Source organism: Aureliella helgolandensis (genome assembly GCF_007752135.1).
In the GTDB taxonomy this organism is placed as follows: Bacteria; Planctomycetota; Planctomycetia; order Pirellulales; family Pirellulaceae; genus Aureliella; species Aureliella helgolandensis.
The window spans coordinates 4,445,714-4,465,328 of sequence record NZ_CP036298.1 but is presented as its reverse complement, the minus strand read 5'-3'; the positions used below and the strand labels follow the sequence as shown (position 1 = coordinate 4,465,328).

At 55.0% G+C, this 19,615-nt stretch carries 13 protein-coding genes; 6 read left to right on the top strand and 7 right to left on the bottom strand.

The features are described 5' to 3' along the window. Window positions 1-9: 9 nt before the first annotated feature. On the bottom strand, window positions 10-2,424 hold the full coding sequence (locus tag Q31a_RS15770) for a DUF1592 domain-containing protein (protein WP_231690779.1): 2,415 nt from the start codon (window positions 2,422-2,424) through the stop codon (window positions 10-12). 337 nt (window positions 2,425-2,761) lie between these two features. On the opposite strand from Q31a_RS15770, the gene Q31a_RS15765 reads away from it, so the two are divergent. From Q31a_RS15765 to Q31a_RS15750, 4 genes are all read left to right on the top strand, one after another. Then, window positions 2,762-2,995 (top strand): hypothetical protein, encoded by a 234-nt coding sequence (locus tag Q31a_RS15765; RefSeq protein WP_145079774.1) that lies wholly within the window; start codon window positions 2,762-2,764, stop codon window positions 2,993-2,995. A gap of 290 nt (window positions 2,996-3,285) precedes the next feature. Then, window positions 3,286-4,293: a DUF3500 domain-containing protein gene (locus tag Q31a_RS15760; protein WP_145079771.1), complete on the top strand. Its 1,008-nt coding sequence runs from the start codon at window positions 3,286-3,288 to the stop codon at window positions 4,291-4,293. An 83-nt stretch (window positions 4,294-4,376) separates the two neighbouring features. Continuing rightward, window positions 4,377-5,426, top strand: coding sequence for an isoaspartyl peptidase/L-asparaginase family protein (locus Q31a_RS15755; protein WP_145079768.1), 1,050 nt, complete (start codon window positions 4,377-4,379; stop codon window positions 5,424-5,426). Window positions 5,427-6,142: 716 nt separating this feature from the next. Then, the gene (locus Q31a_RS15750; protein ID WP_145079765.1) at window positions 6,143-7,654 is read left to right on the top strand and encodes an arylsulfatase; all 1,512 of its coding nucleotides are present in this window, start codon (window positions 6,143-6,145) and stop codon (window positions 7,652-7,654) included. Between the two features lie 395 nt (window positions 7,655-8,049). On the opposite strand, the gene Q31a_RS15745 is transcribed toward Q31a_RS15750, so the two are convergent. The 5 genes from Q31a_RS15745 to gdhA form a co-directional block, all read right to left on the bottom strand. Then, window positions 8,050-9,489 carry a DUF1501 domain-containing protein gene (locus tag Q31a_RS15745; RefSeq protein ID WP_145079762.1) on the bottom strand — a complete coding sequence of 480 codons (1,440 nt, stop codon included), beginning with the start codon at window positions 9,487-9,489 and terminating at the stop codon, window positions 8,050-8,052. An 8-nt stretch (window positions 9,490-9,497) separates the two neighbouring features. Then, on the bottom strand, window positions 9,498-12,455 hold the full coding sequence (locus Q31a_RS15740; protein WP_145079759.1) for a PSD1 and planctomycete cytochrome C domain-containing protein: 2,958 nt from the start codon (window positions 12,453-12,455) through the stop codon (window positions 9,498-9,500). Window positions 12,456-12,704: 249 nt separating this feature from the next. Continuing rightward, window positions 12,705-12,869: an FAD-dependent monooxygenase gene (locus Q31a_RS31430; protein ID WP_391575336.1), complete on the bottom strand. Its 165-nt coding sequence runs from the start codon at window positions 12,867-12,869 to the stop codon at window positions 12,705-12,707. Window positions 12,870-13,074: 205 nt separating this feature from the next. Then, window positions 13,075-14,355 carry a putative sensor domain DACNV-containing protein gene (locus Q31a_RS15730; RefSeq protein ID WP_145079756.1) on the bottom strand — a complete coding sequence of 427 codons (1,281 nt, stop codon included), beginning with the start codon at window positions 14,353-14,355 and terminating at the stop codon, window positions 13,075-13,077. A 144-nt stretch (window positions 14,356-14,499) separates the two neighbouring features. Continuing rightward, window positions 14,500-15,837 carry an NADP-specific glutamate dehydrogenase gene (gene gdhA / locus Q31a_RS15725; RefSeq protein WP_145079752.1) on the bottom strand — a complete coding sequence of 446 codons (1,338 nt, stop codon included), beginning with the start codon at window positions 15,835-15,837 and terminating at the stop codon, window positions 14,500-14,502. A 379-nt stretch (window positions 15,838-16,216) separates the two neighbouring features. Here gdhA and Q31a_RS15720 point away from each other — a divergent pair, with 379 nt between their 5' ends. Further along, window positions 16,217-16,588: a DUF488 domain-containing protein gene (locus Q31a_RS15720; protein ID WP_145079748.1), complete on the top strand. Its 372-nt coding sequence runs from the start codon at window positions 16,217-16,219 to the stop codon at window positions 16,586-16,588. 278 nt (window positions 16,589-16,866) lie between these two features. On the opposite strand, the gene Q31a_RS15715 is transcribed toward Q31a_RS15720, so the two are convergent. Then, window positions 16,867-18,234: a Gfo/Idh/MocA family oxidoreductase gene (locus Q31a_RS15715; RefSeq protein WP_145079745.1), complete on the bottom strand. Its 1,368-nt coding sequence runs from the start codon at window positions 18,232-18,234 to the stop codon at window positions 16,867-16,869. Window positions 18,235-18,641: 407 nt separating this feature from the next. Between Q31a_RS15715 and Q31a_RS15710 the strand changes: the two genes are divergently transcribed. Then, on the top strand, window positions 18,642-18,917 hold the full coding sequence (locus Q31a_RS15710) for a hypothetical protein (RefSeq protein WP_145079742.1): 276 nt from the start codon (window positions 18,642-18,644) through the stop codon (window positions 18,915-18,917). Window positions 18,918-19,615: the final 698 nt, after the last annotated feature.

The window sequence follows — 19,615 nt, the reverse complement described above, 5'->3', positions numbered from 1 at the left end:
TGTTGCGGGTTACTGTTGTTGAAACATAGTGCTTTGGACGATGGAGTGTACGAGCGATCGGAAACCGTAATTCTGCTTGCGCGTTTGCTGAACTATTTCTTCGACGGCTGGGCGATCGGAGAATAGGATTCTACGCCCCACGGCGTAGGTCAGCAGCTTCTTGGTTAGAGTGCGGGAAATAAGCTCTGGATCCGAAGCAATAATTGCTCGTAAGTCTTGGATGCTTTCGATGGAGCGTCCATCATGCATGAGAGCGGTTGCATCGACGGGTTGGCCGATGCGATATCGCACCCATGCATAGGTGAACGGCGCCTGCCCGATCTCTGGCCGTCGACCTTCCGCAGCCATGGTGCGATACTCGGTACGAAATCCCCCTATGGGATCGAAGCACTCCAGTGCGAAACCGGGGGGATCAATGGTTCGGTGGCAAGTTGCGCACGAATCGAGACTCCGATGCTTGGCCAACTGTTCGCGGAGCGTGGTTGCACCTCGAATATCGGGTTCGATTGAACCGACGTTATCGGGTGGCGGTGGAGTCGGTTGGCCGATGATATTCTGCAATACCCAGACACCCCGCAGGACGGGCGAAGTGTAGGTGCCATTGGCGGTGACTTTCAAAACACTGGCCTGAGTTAACAGCCCGCCACGCGGTCCATCGGCCGGTAAGCTCACCTTGCGAAACGCCTGTCCCTCTACGCCAGTGATTCCATAGTGGCTTGCTAGGCGGCCATTCAGAAAAGTAAATTTGGAATCGACGAAGTTGACGAGGCTGAGGTTATGTTGCAGGATTTCTTGGAAGAACATCTCCGTCTCGCGTACCATCGAAATCCGCAGCAGCTCATCAAACTCGGGATAGAGATTGGCATCCGGTTCGGTGAAATTGATCTCCCGTAACCCGAGCCACTGGCCGGTGAAATTGGAATTGAATTTCTTAGCCTTCGGGGAAGTGAGAAGTCGCTCGACCTGTGCTCTTAGGATTTCAGGGGTTTTCAATGTTCCTGCGTTGGCGAGGTCGGTCAACTCCTGATCGGGCATCGAGCTCCAGAGGAAGTAGGAAAGCCGCGTTGCCAAGGCATGTTGATCGAGGGAATTCTCCCCCGTTTCGTGGAAAAACAGGAACTCGGGAGAGCACAGAATTGCTTTGAGGCTGATCCGGAGCGCCGACAGAAATGATCGCTCTTGGCTACGAGCTCTAGTGAATAAATCGAGGTACAGCTCGGACTCCGTTGGCAGAACGGGGCGACGAAATGCGCGAGGCAATACTCGTTCAAGGATGCGTCGCGCGTCGAGGGTGGTGGCGGTTTCCTCGTTGAGATCTCCCAACAATCGACCTCGAGCCGCCGGGGGCCACTCCTCGATGGGGCCCTCAATCACAATATCACCAATCTCGATGCCGGGCTCTGGCCACGTATCTGCCTCCTTACGCGTGTCACGGGTGCCGTAGCACTTGGGCTGAAAGGTTCCGCCTGGTTCCACGAGGCGATCGGTGAATTCGATCGTCGTCCATTCTCCGGGAGGAACATCGTAGTATCCCACGAGATGGCGTTCCCGGCGATTTACAATGGTATCGCCACCGTAGATTCTAAGCGTTACCGGTTTGTCACTCTGCACCGCGCGGACGCGTAGCGTGCCACGGTAGGTTCCGGCTGGTGCACGTAAACGAGCAAAATTTACGAGGTTCGTTGGGCAATATCCCGATTGGAAGATGACGAGCCCGTCAGCAGTACGCCGAAACATCTTCCCTATTTGGGATTCCAATTGAGGATTCCCCTGCCAGTCCACTTGGTCGAGCAAGTTGGTCTCATGGAGAATGCGCACAGGTGCTACTGGGCTGCCTAGGACGGCGTCTAGTACTTGGTCGGCGGCTTGCAGGTAGGCGGTCATGGCTTCTGCAGAAACAGCGAGGCCTTCGCCAACGGTGTCGAAACCATCGGTACTGGAATCCTCCGGTAGCCCGTGGATCTGGACGTCCACCATGAATAGGTCGCGAACCGTATTCTGGTATTCGTCGCGATTCAACCGCCGCAGTACCACGTCGTTGCGTTGGGATTCTGCAACGCGGATGGCCGAAGCCAGAGTTTCCAGGCATTGAGAAACCGCTTTTCTATCGGGACGTGTTTCCTGCTGAGGGGGCATCTCGCCCGCCAATACCCGATCGTAGGCGAGAATCCAGCGACGAGCCGTTTCTTCGTTGGCAAGGTTGAAACCAAGCTGGTCAAACGCCAGTCCGCCTTCTGGCTCAGCACCCTGGTGGCAGGATACACAGGTCGAATCGATGAACGTTGCAATCGAATCAGGGATGTCCTTAGGCAGATTGTCCTGGGAGAGCAACAGGCTGGTTTGCAGCAAGAGCACGCATGCTATTAGGGTCGCGATGCGACTTCCGGTCGCCCGTAGAAACTGGAGAATCGTGTTGCCTATCATCAATGCGTCGGAACTAACCTAAAATGCTGTATTGCTCAGTTTGCTTCTCACCCTGCTGCGTAGGCAGGTCGTTCGTTGTCGCCCAGCCAGGAAACTTGGAAGAAGACATCTTACCATCGCTCGATTTCAACTGGGCCGATTACGAGCCGGCTGAACCACGGCCACTCTCGGTTAGTTACGGAAAACGCCAGCGGCCCTGGACCTGCGGTAGCAACGAACATAATCTAGATTGGTAGATGGTTCAATCGAACGCCTTCAATGGTGAGTCGTGCTGCACCTCCAATTTACCCACAAGTCCCCTGCATTTAACTCCAAGGTGTCTGACACCTTTTCATTTATGCCGTTACCCAGCTGGATAGTCAAACTGAAAACATCGGGCATCGGGCAACTGGGACTCGCAATCGTAGCGTTAGGGATCGTTTGGCTAGGGATATTGCCTTGGGTCGCTCAGCAGCCACGCGTCAAGGCGCGGCTTGAATGGCTGGATGAAAAACGTATCGACCCTAGCGCAATGTATTATACCGAGCTGGAGATCATGGAATCGATTATCAAGCGGCTGGAGAAACGCTAGCTCCGTGGGAAGTTCTTTCCATCAAGTCTACGTGGTGCAGTGCTTGAGCTGAAGAAGTCTCTAGACCGCCGAATCGTTCACGATCGGCGATGGGCGGAGTGTCCACAATAGTGGGATTTCAGCGGTCGAAAGAATTCCTTTGACTCGCACCCAGCGGATGGGGTAGGCTATGCGTTAGCGCCAGCCAGTCGCCCTGCTTATCGATCGACTTCACTGCATCCAATGCAAGTCATCGTCTGTCGTAGACGGCGGCGGGCCGCGATCCCACCTCAATTCTAACGGAGTCTACTATGAGCCTCATTCTTCCACGCGATCGACGTTCCTTCCTCAAGCAATCTGCGGCCGTTGTGGCTGCTTCGTCGTGTCTACCCATAGGCATCGGTTCAGCTGCCGCTGAGAAAACTTCCTCCTCAGAATCGCTGGTCAAGGTGCTGTACGATTCGCTGAAAGAGGAGCAACGCTCCAAGATGTGTTACGACTGGAATCATATCGATCCGCAACGGGGCTTGCTCCGCTCGCGCGTCTCGGCCAACTGGATGATCAATGAGCAGGAGGTAAATAGCGATTTTTATACTGCGGACCAAAAGGATCTGATCCGTAAAGTCTTCGAAGGCATCTTGGATCCTCAGTGGATTTCGAAGTTTGACCAACAGTTGGATGACGATTGCGGAGGCTTTGGTGAAGAGCAAAGTATTGCGATCTTCGGCAAGCCGGGAGATGATAAATTTGAGTTGGTCTTGACCGGGCGGCACATGACACTTCGGTGCGACGGGGATTCTGCTGAACATGTCGCATTTGGTGGGCCTATCTTCTATGGTCACGCACCTACCGGCGGAGATGAAGAGGCCGATCACGCTGGTAACGTTTTTTGGAACCAAGCTTTAGCGGCAAACAATGTCTACCAGATGCTCGATGGCAAACAGCGCAAAGCGGCCCAAGTCGCCAAGACTACGGGCGAGCAGAAAGTCGGCTTTCAAGGGAACGATGGACGATTCACTGGCATCCCCGTCACCGAATTGTCCGCGGATCAAAAGGCTGAGATGCAGGTCATGTTGAAGAAGCTGGTCGAACCGTTTCGGCAATCGGACCAACAAGAGGCTCTTGCATGTTTAAAGAGTCAGGGGGGATTGGATGCCTGCCATCTCTCCTTCTTCACCGACAACGATCTTGGCAAGGATGAAGTCTGGGATAATTGGCGACTCGAAGGCCCCTCCTTTGTTTGGCACTACCGAGGCGCCCCACACGTGCATGTTTGGGTTAATGTCGCTGACAGCCCAACCGTTTCACTGAACGTTTAACGGCTGCGTAGAGATGGTTTGCGCGCCGGCACGAGCTCTGCCGGTGCGTTCTGGGGGGCACACTGGAAAATGGAAAGCTTGAAATGACGCGACGCGCAATTGCGGAAATCCTAAAAATTGGTAGACGCCCTCAGACGCGAGAGCGGCTGGCGATTGCGCTAGCGTTTTTCTCGTTTTTCAGCTTTGGCGGTTTGTGGGGTTCGGTATTGCAGGCCGAAGAGTCAGCTCCAAAGTATGCAATCGTTATCCACGGTGGCGCCGGTAGTGTTCCGTCGAACCAAGAGTGGAGCGCCGCGCAAGCGACGGCGCTCGAACACGCTTTAAGCGTCGGTGAACGCATGTTGCAAAGTGGTGCGAGCAGCTTGGATACGGTGGAAGCGGTCGTACGACTGCTGGAGGATTCTCCCTATTTCAATGCTGGGAAAGGGGCCGTGTTTAATGCGGCCGAAAACCACGAGCTGGATTCCACCATCATGGACGGGCGAAACCGAGCCACGGGGGCAGTGGGTGGGGTAACCACCGTCAAAAATCCAGTCTCGCTAGCTCGGAAAGTCATGACTGATACAGCGCACGTTCTGCTGGTTTCCAAAGGGGCGGAGGAATTTGCCGACGAATACGCAGACGATCCAACAATTGAACGAGTTCCGAATAGCTATTTTTCGACAGAGCATCGTCGCGCTAGTCTGCATCGGGCTCAGCAAAGTGCTCAGCGTAAACTCTCCGATGGAATTGGCACGGTCGGCTGTGTTGCCTTGGATAATTCCGGAAACCTCGCGGCAGCGACCTCGACTGGAGGTTTGAATAATAAGAAGTTCGGTAGGCTCGGTGATTCCCCCATTGCTGGCGCTGGAACGTTTGCCGACAACGCTACCTGTGCTGTTTCTTGCACAGGAATTGGTGAGGATTTTATCCGGAATGCGGTCGCCTACGACATCTCAGCACGCATGGAATACAAGCACCAGTCACTGGACGAAGCAATTGCTGAGGTCTTGAACAACCCGGAACGCCTGGTGCGGGGAGGGATTATTGCAGTCGGGCACCAGGGCGAGATTGTCATGCGGTTTAATACGCCAGGCATGGCCCGCGCTGCCGCTGATTCCAAGGGGCTCCACGAAGTTCACGTGCAAGAGTAACTGGGGGAGATGGAGAGAGAGTTGTTGGACCGCCAAGGCTTGCTGGGGACATGCCTTATGGGGCGTGGGGTACCTGTCTAGAATCTGAACACGTTTGGTATCCAGCCAGACACATCGTCGAATTGATCCGCCCTCGTGTGGCTGTCGCGCGTTCTGGCTCAGCGGCAGACTATCGCAAACACGCGGACTTGGTTGGGCTCCTCGGGGCGGCGTGCATCGCCTGGGATGTGTTTTCTATTCGAGTGTTGCCTTTGCGTTTGCCTACTTGCAAGCTGGTGAGCCGCTTGCTCGCTGAACCATAGTTTTTTGGTGCCGGAGCTCCTTTCAGCGTTCGTGAGTATCATCGCCAAGCGTGGACAAACGGCCGGCAGGGCCGGAAAGAATAAGTCTCTTTCTACTTAATAGGTTTGCTCCAGGGGGGCGTAGACTGCCTTCTTTCTACTTGCACTATGTTTGCTTCCGCGAAGTTTTATCGGACGGGTCTGGGCGGTTGGTGCACTGTGTTGGCCACGAAAGCAATGCGAGGAAAAGTTGCCTAGACCGCATTTGGGGACTAGCGCCCTCTCTCAGACAGGGTTCTTCCAGTTGAAGAGAAACTTGCGCGCTTCAACTTGGTTGAAGGTTTCCGACTGCGCCGCTATCGGGCAATTGCCTGTAGACTATGCAATGAGCAGATGGCTCAACACTATTAACGTTGATGGACAGGGGAGGCGAGGATGAGCAAGAGCACAACCGTTTTACTCGTACTATGCGGCATCGTGGTATTCAACCAGTGGGGAGTTGCAAAGTGTCATGCAGAATCGCTAGCGGGGACGCGGCCCAATATCATCTTGGTCATGACCGATGATCAAGGTATGGGGGATTTGTCATGCATGGGGAATCCAGTTTTGAAAACTCCGAACTTGGATCGCTTTCATCAGATGGCAACGCGTTGGACAGACTTTCATGTAAGTCCAACATGCGCTCCATCGCGTTCTGCCATATTCAGTGGACGGCACGAATTTCGCAACGGCGTGACGCACACGATCAAAGAACGCGAGCGGATGGCTCTCTCGACCACCACTTTCCCGCAACTGTTGCAGAGCGCTGGGTACGCCACGGGGATCTTTGGCAAATGGCATCTGGGAGATGAAGATGCTTATCAGCCGTATCGTCGCGGATTTGACGAAGTCTTTATTCACGGTGCCGGCGGGATTGGCCAATCCTACGAGGGGAGTTGCGCTGATTTCCCGCCAAACCGAGCCAAGGAGGGAAGGTACTTTGACAACGTACTGTTGCATAACGATACGATTGTTCAAACCGAGGGGTATTGCACCGATGTCTTTTTCAAATCTGCGCTGGGATGGATCAAGGAGCAGCACGCTTCCAACACTCCGTTTTTCGCCTACATCCCCACGAACGCTCCGCACGGACCGATGCTCGCTCCCGACAAATACAAGCAGCGTTTTGCCAATTTGGGATGGGATGCCAATACCCAAGGCAGGTACGGGATGCTGGAGAATATCGACGACAACTTTGGAGTGCTGCTCCAGAAGATGGACGAATGGAAGCTATGGGATGATACGCTGCTTATTTTCATGACGGACAACGGTCAAGCTGGTCTTAGCGGAAAGCTGCATGGAAAGCAGGTTCGGATGCATACCGCAGGATTCAAAACTGGTAAGAATTCACCCTACGAAGGCGGAACACATGTCCCCGCGTTCTGGTGTTGGAAGGGCAAGCTGAAGGCGGGCGTCGATATTCCCGCCCTGACCGGGCACATCGACCTCTTTCAAACCATGTGTGAGCTGGCCGGCGCAGAGATACCGCCCGGCATTCAGTCCCGAGATGGCCGATCGCTATTGCCACTGTTAGAAGATCCGCAGGCCGAGTGGCCCGATCGCAAACTCTTTGTGCATATCGGACGTTGGGAAAAAGGTGCATCCCCGAGCGATAGCAAGTATCGCGGGTGTGCCGTTCGCACGCAACGCTGGCGGCTAGTGAATCACCAAGAGCTCTTCGATATCGCCAATGATCCCTATGAGCAGACGGACGTCGCAGATGACCATCCGCAGGTCGTTGCGGAGCTGCGCAAGGCCTATGAGCAGTGGTGGAGCGAGACGTTGCCGTTAATGGTTAACGAAGATGCGCCCTACGCGGCCGAGCAACCTCAAGCAGTTCGGTATGAACGACAATTGGCCGAACGCGGCATTCCCAAGTGGACCCCAGCGGACATCGGGGAAGAATGATTGGGAGCGAATCCCAATTTTGCAATCCGATCCGGCACGGGGCACGTCGGCATGCAGCTTGTTGATTGGTTTACCCAGACGGTGATTGAGCATCGCTCGCGTCGGTGCTTGCTCAATCGCTGTGGGCTGCAGGGGGAATCGAGTGAGGTTTTCCAGCGGTTCAATTTTGCAGCGGATGTAGCGTAGGCAGTCATCCTACGGCAGCTACCTAGGCTGATCACCGGCTTGTTGAAATTGCAAACCGGTGCCTGAGCAAGGAAAGGTGTTGCCGCCAGGGGATTTCGAGGTACTGCCACCGCTGCGTTGAACGCCCTGTTGACTCAAGCGACTGGTATTCACGCCCTGGTATGTGCTGGGGCGAGACGCGCCGCTATCAGCGAGCCGGGGTGGGACCGTTAGGCCAATAGGCCGGGGATGACTTTGGCAGGTTGTCCATCAATCAAAGTTTGTTCTCTTCCATTTTGCGCGAAGGTAAGCTGCTCGGCGTCGATTCCAAATAATCGCAGTAGCGTTGCGTGGTAATCGAAATGATTGACGACATCTTCAACTGCGTGGTGACCGAACTCGTCGGTTTGACCGTAAATCCCACTGCGGAATCCACCGCCAGCTACCCACATCGAAAATCCATCGGTATTGTGATCTCGACCAATATTGGCTTCGTTCTGGATGACCGGCAAGCGTCCCATTTCGCCACCCCAGTGAACTACCGTGCTGTCGAGCATGCCGCGTTGTTTAAGATCTTTGACTAGGGCGGCGGCAGGTTGATCGACCTTGCGACACGCTACCGGCAGAGATTTGACGATGCCACCGTGGTGATCCCAATATTGATTTTTCGTAAAGAGTTGCACAAAACGCACCCCGCGTTCGATCAAACGGCGCGCAATTAAGCAACGCTCCCCAAACTCTTTCGTTTCAGGTTGGTCGATACCATACATGCGATGGGTTGCACGGGACTCGCGGCTGAGGTCGGTAGCCTCTTCAGCAGAGAATTGCATACGCTCGGCCAACTCAAAGTTCGCGATGCGGGCTTGCAGTTCGTGTTCGCCGGGATGTTTTTCTGCATGGCGTCGATTCAGGCCGGCAAGCATCTCTAGGTAGTTGGCTTGGATCTCGCCGGAGAGCTCCGGAGGTGGTTGTAGATTCAAAATTCGAGGCTCGACTGAGCGAATCACCGTCCCTTGGTAGAGAGACGGAAGCCAGCCGTTAGACCAGTTGAGGACTCCCTCGACGGGCAGTCCCTTAGGATCGGTCATGGCGATGTAGGCCGGCAGACTTTCGCTTTCAGCTCCGAGAGCGTAGGTCAGCCAACTCCCCAACGCGGGCCGTCCCTTCTGCGTCCGACCGGAATTCATCGCATGTATGGACTGTCCGTGATTGTTCACCCCAGTATGCATCGAGCGGATGACCAATGCTTCGTCGGCGATGGTGGCGAAGTGGGGGAGCAACTCTGAGACATCCGTGCCATGCTCGCCGTACTGTTTGAACTTCCAGGGCGAGCCAAAAACCTTGGAACTGGCTTCCGCGGCATTGTCATACTTGATTTTTCCGGGAAACTTTTGCAGATGGAGTTTGTTGAGCAACGGCTTGGGGTCCAGCAGATCAACCTGACTTGGCCCACCCTGCATGAACAGCGAAATCATGGCGGTCGCGCTTGCTCGTAGCGGTGGGTACTTCGCCTTCAAATCGAAGCCGACGCGTCCTATGGGCGGCTTCTTCGGCTCTGCTTGGGCCCGCTGCGCAATGAGACAAGCCAACAGTGCCGGACCGCTACGCATCGCGGATTCTGCGAGAAAATGGCGTCGCGTGGAACGCTCAATCGAATCTTGTGAGGTCATGGCACTCCTTAGTCCACATAGAGGAATTCGTTGGAGCTGAGCAGCGCATGGCAGACGCTAGCGAGCGCCTTGTGATGCGCAACTTCAGCAGTCAATTTGTTGTCGCGGGCGAGGAATAGGTCTGACTGTGTCGCCACAAAAGCAAGCAAACTATCGAGGACTGAAGGAGTGATATCCTGGGTATAGCAACGCTGCCACGCAGCAGCTATTTGTTGGGCAACTTCGGAATTTGAACGCACTAAATCCGCAGCAAACAGATCTGCCTGTTGCGTGGTGAATTTGCTGTTCATCAGCATCAATGCCTGAGTGGCTACATTCGAAAAACTGCGCTGCGTACAGTTCGGGGTAACAGTGGGCAGGTCAAAGGTCTCTAGGACGGCCAGGGGACGACTACGGCGGACTTGGATGTAGACGCTCCTTCTGGAGACGCCGGGAAAGTCACTATCGTCTCCGGTCGGCTTTCGCTCACCATCGAGCATTTCGCGCCCCAACACAATCTGGCCAACCGCATCTTCTTTAACGGGGACAGGGGGTCCATGCAATTCGTGCAACATGGAGTGGCTGACGGTGAGGATCGCGTCGCGAAGCACTTCCGACTCGAGTCGTCGCACTGACATTCTTGCGTACCATGCATTCTCTGGATCAACGCGATCTCGCTTTTCGGAACGCTGCGATTGCTGGCGATAAGTAGCCGACCCCAAGATGAGGCGGTGCATGTATTTTAGATCCCACCCCTGCTGCATCCACTCCGTCGCCAGCCAATCAAGCAACGCGGGATGGGTTGGTTCGGATCCCAGGTAGCCAAAGTCGCCAGGTGAGTCGACCAAGCCGCGACCGAAGTGCTGCAGCCAAACGCGGTTGATCAGCACGCGTGCTACCAGCGGGTGCTGACCGTTCGTCAAATGCTTGGCATAGGCCAATCTACGGCCTGTGGTGGGCAACTGCGGATCGTTGTGCGGAATTGTCGTTGGCGACGCACTCTTCAAAACAGTCAATTCACTAGGTTCACAGGCTTGCCCCGCTTGCTGGTGGTCTCCGCGAAGGAACAGGTAGGTCGTGGGCGTATGATCAGGTGGTTCCGTCAATAGTCGTACAAATTGTTCGGGCGGGGCCAGGGCCCGGATTGACTTAATCTCGGCGTCGAGCTTAGCAAGGTCAGCGTTCGCATCTAGCTCTCGACACCTTGCAGCCGCATCGCGGTAGCGCTTGAGCTCACCGAATCGATCAGGGGCAAATTGCTTCAGAGAATCTGCCGTCACTACGAGCTCAGCGAATGCTTCCCTGCGTGGACGATCTTGAGCATTCTGCGTTGCGGTTGTAGCAGACAGCCAGCTAAGGAATTCTCGCTGCTGGTCCGGCGGTAAGCTGGCAGTCCGCTCAAGCTGTGTTCGCTCAATAAACTGTGTTTCCAGTTCCGCCGCTACGCGCTCAATATCGTCGGCACGGCGTCCTCTTTTGTTGGAGTAGAGGTAGAGTGAGCCTGGGGAGATGCTGGCAATACTGGGATATTCCTCGAGGAGTGCGATTTGCAGCGGAGATCGATGGGCGGCTTTCGCTTCGAAAGCGGCTTTGATGAGCAGGCGTTTGTCCTCGGGCACCACCAACAATTCTTCGTGCAGAATTCGATCCAGATGCTCCTGCTTCCTCTTGCGGAGCGTCTCTTCGGCGACCGCCAGCCGCCGATCGATATCCGCTTTTTGCTCCCGTTCCGCAGGGGTGTAAAGCGATCGCCGACGCTGCTTGGGAGGCTGCCAGGCTTTCCAATCGAGCGCGGGCTCAAAAATGGCTCGAAAGCGGTGGTAGTCGGCATGGCTAATCGGATCATACCTATGATCGTGGCAGCGTGCACAACCAACCGTCAATCCCAGTAAAGAGGTGCCCACAATATCGAGGGTGTCTGCAATTGACTCATTGATCGCAACGTCGCGGTCGACGGCTGCAGAGGCGGTTCCATCGGGAGCCATTCGCAAAAAGCCGGTTGCCGCAAGTTGAGAAATGCGGGAGGGGGATAGCTCCTCGGCAGCCGCAACGGAGGGGCCCATTTCATCTCCGGCCAATTGCTCTTGGATGAAGCGATCGAACGGTAGGTTGTGGTTAAAACTGTCGATTACATAGTCTCGATACAGGTACGCAAACTCACGCTCGGTATCGGCCTCTGTGTACCCATCGGAGTCCGCGTATCCAGCGACATCCAACCAATGCCGTCCCCAACGTTCGCCGTAGCGGGGAGAAGCTAGTAGCCGGTCCACCAAGCGTTCGTAGGCGGCGGGATCGCTGTCTGCCAGAAACGACTCGACCATTTGCGGGTCGGGAGGCAGGCCCCAAAGATCGTACGTCAATCGGCGAATGAGCGTACGTCGATCCGCTTCGGGGGAAAGCTCCAATTCGTGCTGACGGAGTCGATTGATAATAAATGCGTCAATTGGATTGCGGATGGAGGCCGCGGCAATCGATGGTACCGGAGGTCTGGCAATTGGCTGGAAGGACCAGAAGCTCCGTTCTTCCTCCGTAAAGTAGTCCCCATTGTCCAACGACTCCGGTTCCTCGCGGGCTGTTGTGGCCCCTTGTTGGATCCATTCACGCAGGATGGAGATGTCGGCTTCGGACAGCCGCTTGTCCTCTGGCGGCATGTCCCCCTGGACAACGCGCTCGAGTAGCAGGGAATCGGTGGGCTCTCCGGGAACGATGGCTTCTCCTGAGTCGCCTCCGCGAACCAACCAGCGTCGCAAGCGTACATCCAAGGAGCCCTCGCTGACTCCGCTCTCGCCGTGACAATGAAAACAGTGTGCTTTGAGAATCGGGCGAACATCTTTTTCAAACGTGCGTGGCTCAGACGCAAGACCGGAGCCCCCGCATAACAACAAGAGCGTGTAGGTCCACAACTTAGACGAAAAGGTGTGCATGTTCAAAGCCGAGGTGGGGAGAGAGCTGGCGCAGGTAGGGACCACCAGTTTACACCAATTCACCTTAGGTTGCTTAGCTTGGATCGATCCCTTTTAAGGATTCAATATGCTCGGGCTGAAAGCCGAGCCCAATCCGGCGGGCCGCAAAACGACGAAGAATTGGGCTTAGAAGGGGGACGAGCAAGCGCAAGTACCAAGCTGGCGCAAACGGTTTTCCGGGCCCTTTGCCTTCCGAAAAGAGCTGCCCATGAATAAGCCTTTGCATGCGCTGAGTCTTGCGAGTCGCCGGCTCCCGACGGCGTTGCACGGCAGCTAAGTCTTTGATCGTGACCGATTTTCCAACAGCGGGGCGGTGAGTCGGTTAGCAGTCGCAACGGCGTCTTGGATGGCCAAATTGATACCGACGCCGCCCACTGGGGACATCGCGTGAGCTGCGTCCCCGATGAACAGTAAGCCCTCTTCAAACCATTTCTCCAGCCAAGCGATGTGGATTTGCGGTGGGAGACGGTTCTCTGGCGGTTACCTGTGTCCACCGATATCTGCATGAGTTCGACGGAAGTCGCTAATCCTCCACTCCAAGCAACCGAAATATCGGCCAGCAATAGGTGCAAGACTGCTGGCCATTGGCGGCCGAAAAGCGAGTGCAACTGCAACGCAGTTGAGCTCACGATTGAGTAGCGTTCTAAGGAAGGTAGGGCCAGTAGGTGAGCTGGCCTAAGTGATGTGCCACGAATCGCACGTCTCCATCCTGGGAGACCACTACGGCAATCGTATCTCGGGCACCGCTAACCAGCCTGTAGGCCGATCGATGGCGGGTTCCCGAGGTGTCTGCGGGCTCCATCAGGGAACTCTCAGCCTCCAGATCGAGTGCCCGATGGATCTTGAACACTGGCAATTCTCCCAGGATTTCCCCACCGAATCCGATCAATCGAAAATCGCTTCCAAGAACGAGGGCGCCATCGACGCACATGAGATCTGCTAGGAAATGCCCCAATCCAATGAGGGCTTCATCCAGTTCTGCGATTTCCGCGTCATGCATTTTGCGATAGTCATTCCAGGTACAGATGGGCAGCCCCAGTCCTCCACCGACCTTCAGCACGCGTTTGATAAGTCTGCCCAGCAGGGTGCGAAACCAAAGGGAGGGGAGGTCGGCCGTAAAACGCACTCGGAACCGAAACCATTGATTGGTCAAAACGCCGTTGTCTGAGTCGTCAGGCAAATAGGCCAAGATGCCACCGTGCCCGCGAGTTCGAACCAGACTCAGAACATGACGAATCACGCTCTGGGATACATCTTTGACGAAGTTGTCACACAACTGGGTGGCACTGGGGCCGGGCGTAGCTCCAGACAACTCTTCGAGCAGCGAACTGCGCAGCGTACTGAAGCGTTCGGGCAGCCAATGCGAGTTGAAGGGATCAAACCCCTCGGTCAACAATTTGCCTCCGGTCGATTCGAACACTCGCGTGTAACCTGAGGCTGCGATGAGGTGACCGGGTGCAAGTATTTGCAATACCAGTTTGGGGGGCAGTGGCGTCTCTTCAAAATGGTCACTCCCGAAGCGATTCACCCAGCTGGTACCCGTAATGATCATGCCCCAAATCGCAGGGGGGCTCGCATCGCGCACCTCTACCGCTAGCATGGCGCGATAGTAGCCCGCAGCCCCCGCAAGCTTGCGGACATTGTGGGGAGTAAAAGGGCTGCTTTCGGTAAATCTTAGTGCGACAAGGTGGTCGACTCCTTGGACAAGGCTTTGCGGAAAATCGTCGGGGGACGCGACAATGATCCTACACTTGACCCCTTCCCCCTCTTCACGCATCAAACTCGCTTGATAGAGTCGATCGAACAGCACGATTAACGCATCATCTGCCGGAAGCCCTTCAGCGGGATGATTTTGCTCTGCCCATCGCCGGGCGAGGTGAGCCGCCATTTCCGCCGGATAAAAACTTCGCTCGGTTTCCGTCATACGTGCCCTATGCCTCGCTACGCCTGTGATGCTTTGAATGGCTACAGGCTGGAGAAACAGACCCACCTTGTCAACGCCAAAACCGCCAGGCGAGATTGACGGGATTGTCTGGACGTAGCTGGAGGGCCCGGGGATGGGCTCGAACTAGATTAAGCCCATGGCCTGCATCGCATCGGCGACATTCATAAAGCCTGCGATGTTTGCGCCCAATGCATAGTTGCCAGGTGCGCCGAACTCCTCGGCAGTCTCGAGGCAACGACCATGAATGTCTTTCATAATACTGGCCAATTTGCGATCGGTGAATTCAAAAGACCAAGCGTCGCGCGATGCATTTTGCTGCATTTCCAGAGCGCTGGTGGCCACGCCACCTGCATTCGCGGCCTTGCCCGGTGCGTAGGCAATGCCCGATTCAATGAATAATTCAACTCCCTCTGGCGTCGTGGGCATGTTGGCACCTTCGGCAACTGCGATACACCCATTGTTCAAAAGGGTCGCTGCATCTTTGCCAGTGAGTTCGTTCTGAGTTGCGCAAGGAAGGGCAACGTCGCAAGAGATACTCCATAGGTTGCCACCACGTTGATAGCGTGCATGCTTGTGCGTCTTGCAGTAGCTCTCAATTGGCAATCGCTCGACTTCCTTGACCTGCTTGAGTGTCGTGAGGTTAATTCCCTGCTCGTCAAATAGGACCCCCGAAGAGTCTGAGCAGGCTACCACGCGGCCACCCAGCTGGCTGACTTTTTCGATGGCGTAGATGGCTACGTTGCCAGCACCGGAGACGATGCAAGTCTTGCCTTCCAACGATTCCGATCGAGTGGCCAGCATTTCTTGCACGAAATAGCCGAGCCCGTAGCCAGTCGCCTCGGTGCGAACCAAGGCACCGCCATAACTGAGTCCCTTGCCCGTCAGAACGCTCGACTCGTAGCGATTGCTAATCCGCTTGTATTGACCGAAGAGATAGCCAATTTCCCGCTTGCCAACGCCGATGTCACCCGCAGGCACGTCGGTGTACTCTCCGATGTGTCGGTAGAGTTCCGTCATGAAGCTCTGACAGAATCGCATGACTTCGTCATCGCTGCGGCCCTTGGGATCAAAATCGCTCCCCCCTTTGCCACCACCAATCGGCATGCCGGTCAACGCGTTTTTAAAGATCTGTTCGAAACCCAAGAATTTAATGATCGAAAGGTTCACGGATGGATTGAAACGCAAGCCGCCTTTGTAAGGTCCCAACGCACTATTGAATTGCACCCGGAAACCACGATTGATGTGCACCTCTCCCCGATCGTCCTGCCAGGGAACACGGAAGATAATTTGCCGCTCCGGCTCGCAAATACGCTCGATAATCTTTTGCTGAGCAAACTTAGGGTATTTGGCGAGTACTGGGCCCATCGAAAAAAGTACTTCTTTGACCGCTTGAATAAATTCGGTTTCACCTTGATTGCGTTGCTGAATATTCCAGAATATAGACTCTAGTTTCTCGTCCATCTTGGTTTTCTAAATCTCGAGTTGGCAGGGCTAGGAAGCTTCTCGGAGCGGCGAGAGCAATCTGCATGCCGCAACGTTCAATGCTGCTATTGCCGCGATTTGGCCAGCTTTGAATCCCTTGCTGTCGCCTAGGGGTTCCAGGGTAGTCAACTTCAGTGGACAGGTGCCGGGGGGCTGGCATGAGCGCGGACTGGGGCGCGGACTGGGGCGCGGTGACGGGGTGCGCGGGAACTCAGCCTTGAAGATCCAATCACCTTGGGTGTAGGCTAATGCGAGAATGGGGCGGGCAAGGAGGTGCAAATGGCAGCAAGAAATCAGTTCATCACAAGTCTTGCCACCACGGACGAGCTCAAGACTAATTGCTGTAAGAGTAACTCAAATGAATCGACCCGATTCCGCCATCCGCATAGCTCGTGCCTACGCTCTACCCCAGAGTCCGCAATACTATCGCGTATTAGTCGATCGACTTTGGCCACGAGGTGTCAAGAAAGAAGCTCTGCAATTGGACCAATGGGCCAAAGAAGTGGCGCCCAGCCATGAATTGCGAAAATGGTTCAACCATGACTTGGAGAAGTGGTCGGAGTTTCGTCAACGCTACTTGAGAGAGCTCGCAGTTGACGCTCAATTGAAGTGCGTTCGGGAGCTCTTGAACTCAGCTGGTGACAAACCCATTCTGCTGATCTACGCTGCCAAAGACACGAGCCATAACAACGCGATAGTTCTGAAGGAGTACTTGGAAAGAATGGGGTAGAACCTATCGATTGGCCCTTACCTCGCGACGATGATGATGATCCCGACCTACTACAAATTCGCAAAAACATCTACAGCGCCATACGATAGCCGCCGCATCGACCGATCAGCTTCTGATTCTGCCTGCTCGTTGTTCATGCGAGTGTCATAAGTCGGCTCTCGTGCTCTCCAGGCCAATGCTGCTCAAAAGAATTGTCTCTGTCCATGACGCCCCCACACCCTGATGTGCGTGGGGGCGAACTCTTGGAATAGCACGCTCGCAGCCCAGTTGGCTGGAGACTACATGTTAATTTCGAACCCCTTGCGGTACTCGCGAGACAGGAAGGAGTTCGCCAGATCGTCACCGACAATCTCGCGATTCTTCGGATCCCACTCGAGTTCGCGGTTGAGACGCATCGCAATGTTAGAGAGGTGGCAGATTTCTAGCATGCGATTGTGGGACCAGACATCCGAAATCGGTTGTTTGCGAGACTTCATACTGTCGATGAAATTGGCGGTGTGGTTCTCACTGACTGGTCCGCCGTAGACCTTTTCAATCGCATCTTCGGGTAGCGGATTGTCTTGCAAATCCTCCACGGGCTTGCCTGTGATTTTGCCGCGATTGACAAAGAAACGGCCCTTGGTTCCTTCAAACAAGATGCCGTTGTCACCTTCGCTGGTGATAATCATTTCCACCTCATTCGGCATGTCCACTCCGATTTTGAAACTGGTGGCTGCATTGTATTGATCGTGAACTAGTGGGTTGCCATCCTTGTATTCCACAGGCAGACTGAACTCGATCGGCGTGATCTTACTTGGGCCGGTCTCGGTGGCTCCCAGAGCCCAGCAGGCGATGTCGACATGGTGTGCACCCCAGTCGGTTAGCTTGCCACCGGAGTACTCGTGCCAATTGCGGAACGCGTAGTGACAATTGCTGAACAGTGGGACACCGCCGCCGTAGCCCTCGCGCATTTCAGGAAGGGCGCGGTAGTCGACTTTGGGAGCTGGCCCCAGCCAGAAGTCCCAATCGAGCTCGGCTGGCACCGGTACAACAGGAATCACGGGAGACGACTCCATGCCATTGATGCCGCAGGTTACCTTTTGCACCGTACCGATACGCCCATTTTGCACTAGAGCCACGGCGAGCAGGAATCGTTGTTCGGACTCGGAACGCTGCATCGTTCCAACCTGGAAGACGCGTCCGGTCTCTTCCACAACTTTCTCAATCAGCTTGCCTTCGGCGATGGTCAGTGTCAACGGTTTCTCGCAGTAGACGTCCTTGCCCGCGTACATTGCCTCAACCGCAATCTTCGTGTGCCAATGGTCAGGGGTGGCGATCATGACTGCATCGATGTCTTTGCGGTCAAGGACTTTTCGGTAATCTTTGTAAGCGTCCGGCTTCTTGCTTTGTCGCATGGACGCCTTTTCGATGTTTTCCCCAAGCACGTTGGCATCGACATCTGCCATGGCTGCAAAATCCGCAAATTTGAACGACTTGGCCGTGATTCCCCAACCTTGGTTGCGTAGACCGATCGTCGCGAATACAGGGCGCTCGTTGGGAGACTGCGCCCAGGCGCGGCTCATGGAGGCGCCCAGGAAGGCGGCGGAACCGGCGGCGGCCGTGCCCTGCAGGAAGCTTCGGCGCGTTGCTTGATGAGAAAAGGTCATCGGTAGAATCCTTGAAAGCGGAAAGAGTAGCTGCTGGGTTGGCAGGGGGGAGGATTGAAGGGGGATGCCGAGGATGTTACGGCCACATAACCGACGTTTAGGAGTCTGAAAGTCGGCAGAATTGAAGGGCTGCTGTCAACCACGCGTCCAACTGCAAACGCTTATGATAACCTGAAAATGCCCCTCGTGCATCAATAGCCTCGAGATCGGGTTTTACCCCTCCGTGGATCAGAGACACGCGTTGAACGAGGCGCTTTAGGCTTGCAGATTTGAATGACAACTACGGCAGGCTTGGTGGGGGCAGATCCATCACCCAACATGAAGCTTCGTGGGCTTCGTGTGCGTTCGCGGTCCCAATTGGCCCGCCCAAATGCTTAAATTTACTCATTGAAAATGATGGAGCATGAATGTCAAATCTTACCAGTCCCCGAGCCCTTTGGTTTAAGGGATTGCTCTTTGTTGTCCTGGGCATCATGGCGTCAACTCTACTGATTGTCCGAATGCCTGATGTAACTTCGCTGACACTTTTTCTTATTTCAATTTGGGCCTTTTGTCGCGCCTACTATTTTGCTTTCTATGTCATCGAGCACTATGTAGATCCCGCTTTCCGATTCGCAGGCATCATCGACTTTGTTCGCTATGCCGTGCTTGGGAAAACCGCCGACCGCTGCGATCCCAAGTAAGCAAGCCGACTTTGCGGGATTGCTGCTAGAGCACCGCATGTGCTGCGTTTCGTTTATCTCAAAAAACGCGGTAAGTCATCGACGCTTTGGGGAATGACGTCTCTAGCATTTTCCAGAGCTGGTGAACGCTGCTATGCAGTGGATCAACCATTGCCATCATCGCCCGGTCGGTCAAGCAGCTTACCTCACCAGGGCCTGCAATTTTACAGAGAAGACCAGTTCGCTCTGAAGTTACTCTTTGCTATTGCTGCCGTTGTTGCGAGTTGCTGGTGGCCGCGATCGAGGGTGATGATCAGCCCTTCGGGAGCCGTCCAGAAGAATGCCTTGAAGTGGGACTGATCATTGTACGAGACGAGGGGAAGGAAGAGGAAGGTGGAGACGGAAAGGTGGAGACGGAAAGGTGGAGACGGAAAGGTGGAGACGGAAAGATGGAATGAAGTATGTTGAATGAAGGATGTGGAATGGCCCCATCTGCTGTACCAGGGGTTGTGAAATGCTCGGTTCGGATACAGGTTGCGGTTCAGGTTGTACACTGTGCTGATGAAGTGGAATCGGTAGGCGAAGCGACTCGTCGGCACCTGCTTCCGCCCCCGCGAGCTTGAGAGAGGGAGGTTTCGGCAAGCGTCTGAGCAGCGACTCCGACTCCAAGGAGCGGAACGGACAAGCGAGTGCTTTCTGTATGAGAGACGCAGACTGTA

What these genes read in the sequence shown, in the direction of transcription:
- Q31a_RS15770 (WP_231690779.1), bottom strand. Translation starts at nt 2,424, where the DNA reads ATGATAGGCAACACGATTCTCCAGTTTCTACGGGCGACCGGAAGTCGC.
- Q31a_RS15765 (WP_145079774.1), top strand. Translation starts at nt 2,762, where the DNA reads ATGCCGTTACCCAGCTGGATAGTCAAACTGAAAACATCGGGCATCGGG.
- Q31a_RS15760 (WP_145079771.1), top strand. Translation starts at nt 3,286, where the DNA reads ATGAGCCTCATTCTTCCACGCGATCGACGTTCCTTCCTCAAGCAATCT.
- Q31a_RS15755 (WP_145079768.1), top strand. Translation starts at nt 4,377, where the DNA reads ATGACGCGACGCGCAATTGCGGAAATCCTAAAAATTGGTAGACGCCCT.
- Q31a_RS15750 (WP_145079765.1), top strand. Translation starts at nt 6,143, where the DNA reads ATGAGCAAGAGCACAACCGTTTTACTCGTACTATGCGGCATCGTGGTA.
- Q31a_RS15745 (WP_145079762.1), bottom strand. Translation starts at nt 9,489, where the DNA reads ATGACCTCACAAGATTCGATTGAGCGTTCCACGCGACGCCATTTTCTC.
- Q31a_RS15730 (WP_145079756.1), bottom strand. Translation starts at nt 14,355, where the DNA reads ATGACGGAAACCGAGCGAAGTTTTTATCCGGCGGAAATGGCGGCTCAC.
- gdhA (WP_145079752.1), bottom strand. Translation starts at nt 15,837, where the DNA reads ATGGACGAGAAACTAGAGTCTATATTCTGGAATATTCAGCAACGCAAT.
- Q31a_RS15720 (WP_145079748.1), top strand. Translation starts at nt 16,217, where the DNA reads ATGAATCGACCCGATTCCGCCATCCGCATAGCTCGTGCCTACGCTCTA.
- Q31a_RS15715 (WP_145079745.1), bottom strand. Translation starts at nt 18,234, where the DNA reads ATGACCTTTTCTCATCAAGCAACGCGCCGAAGCTTCCTGCAGGGCACG.
- Q31a_RS15710 (WP_145079742.1), top strand. Translation starts at nt 18,642, where the DNA reads ATGTCAAATCTTACCAGTCCCCGAGCCCTTTGGTTTAAGGGATTGCTC.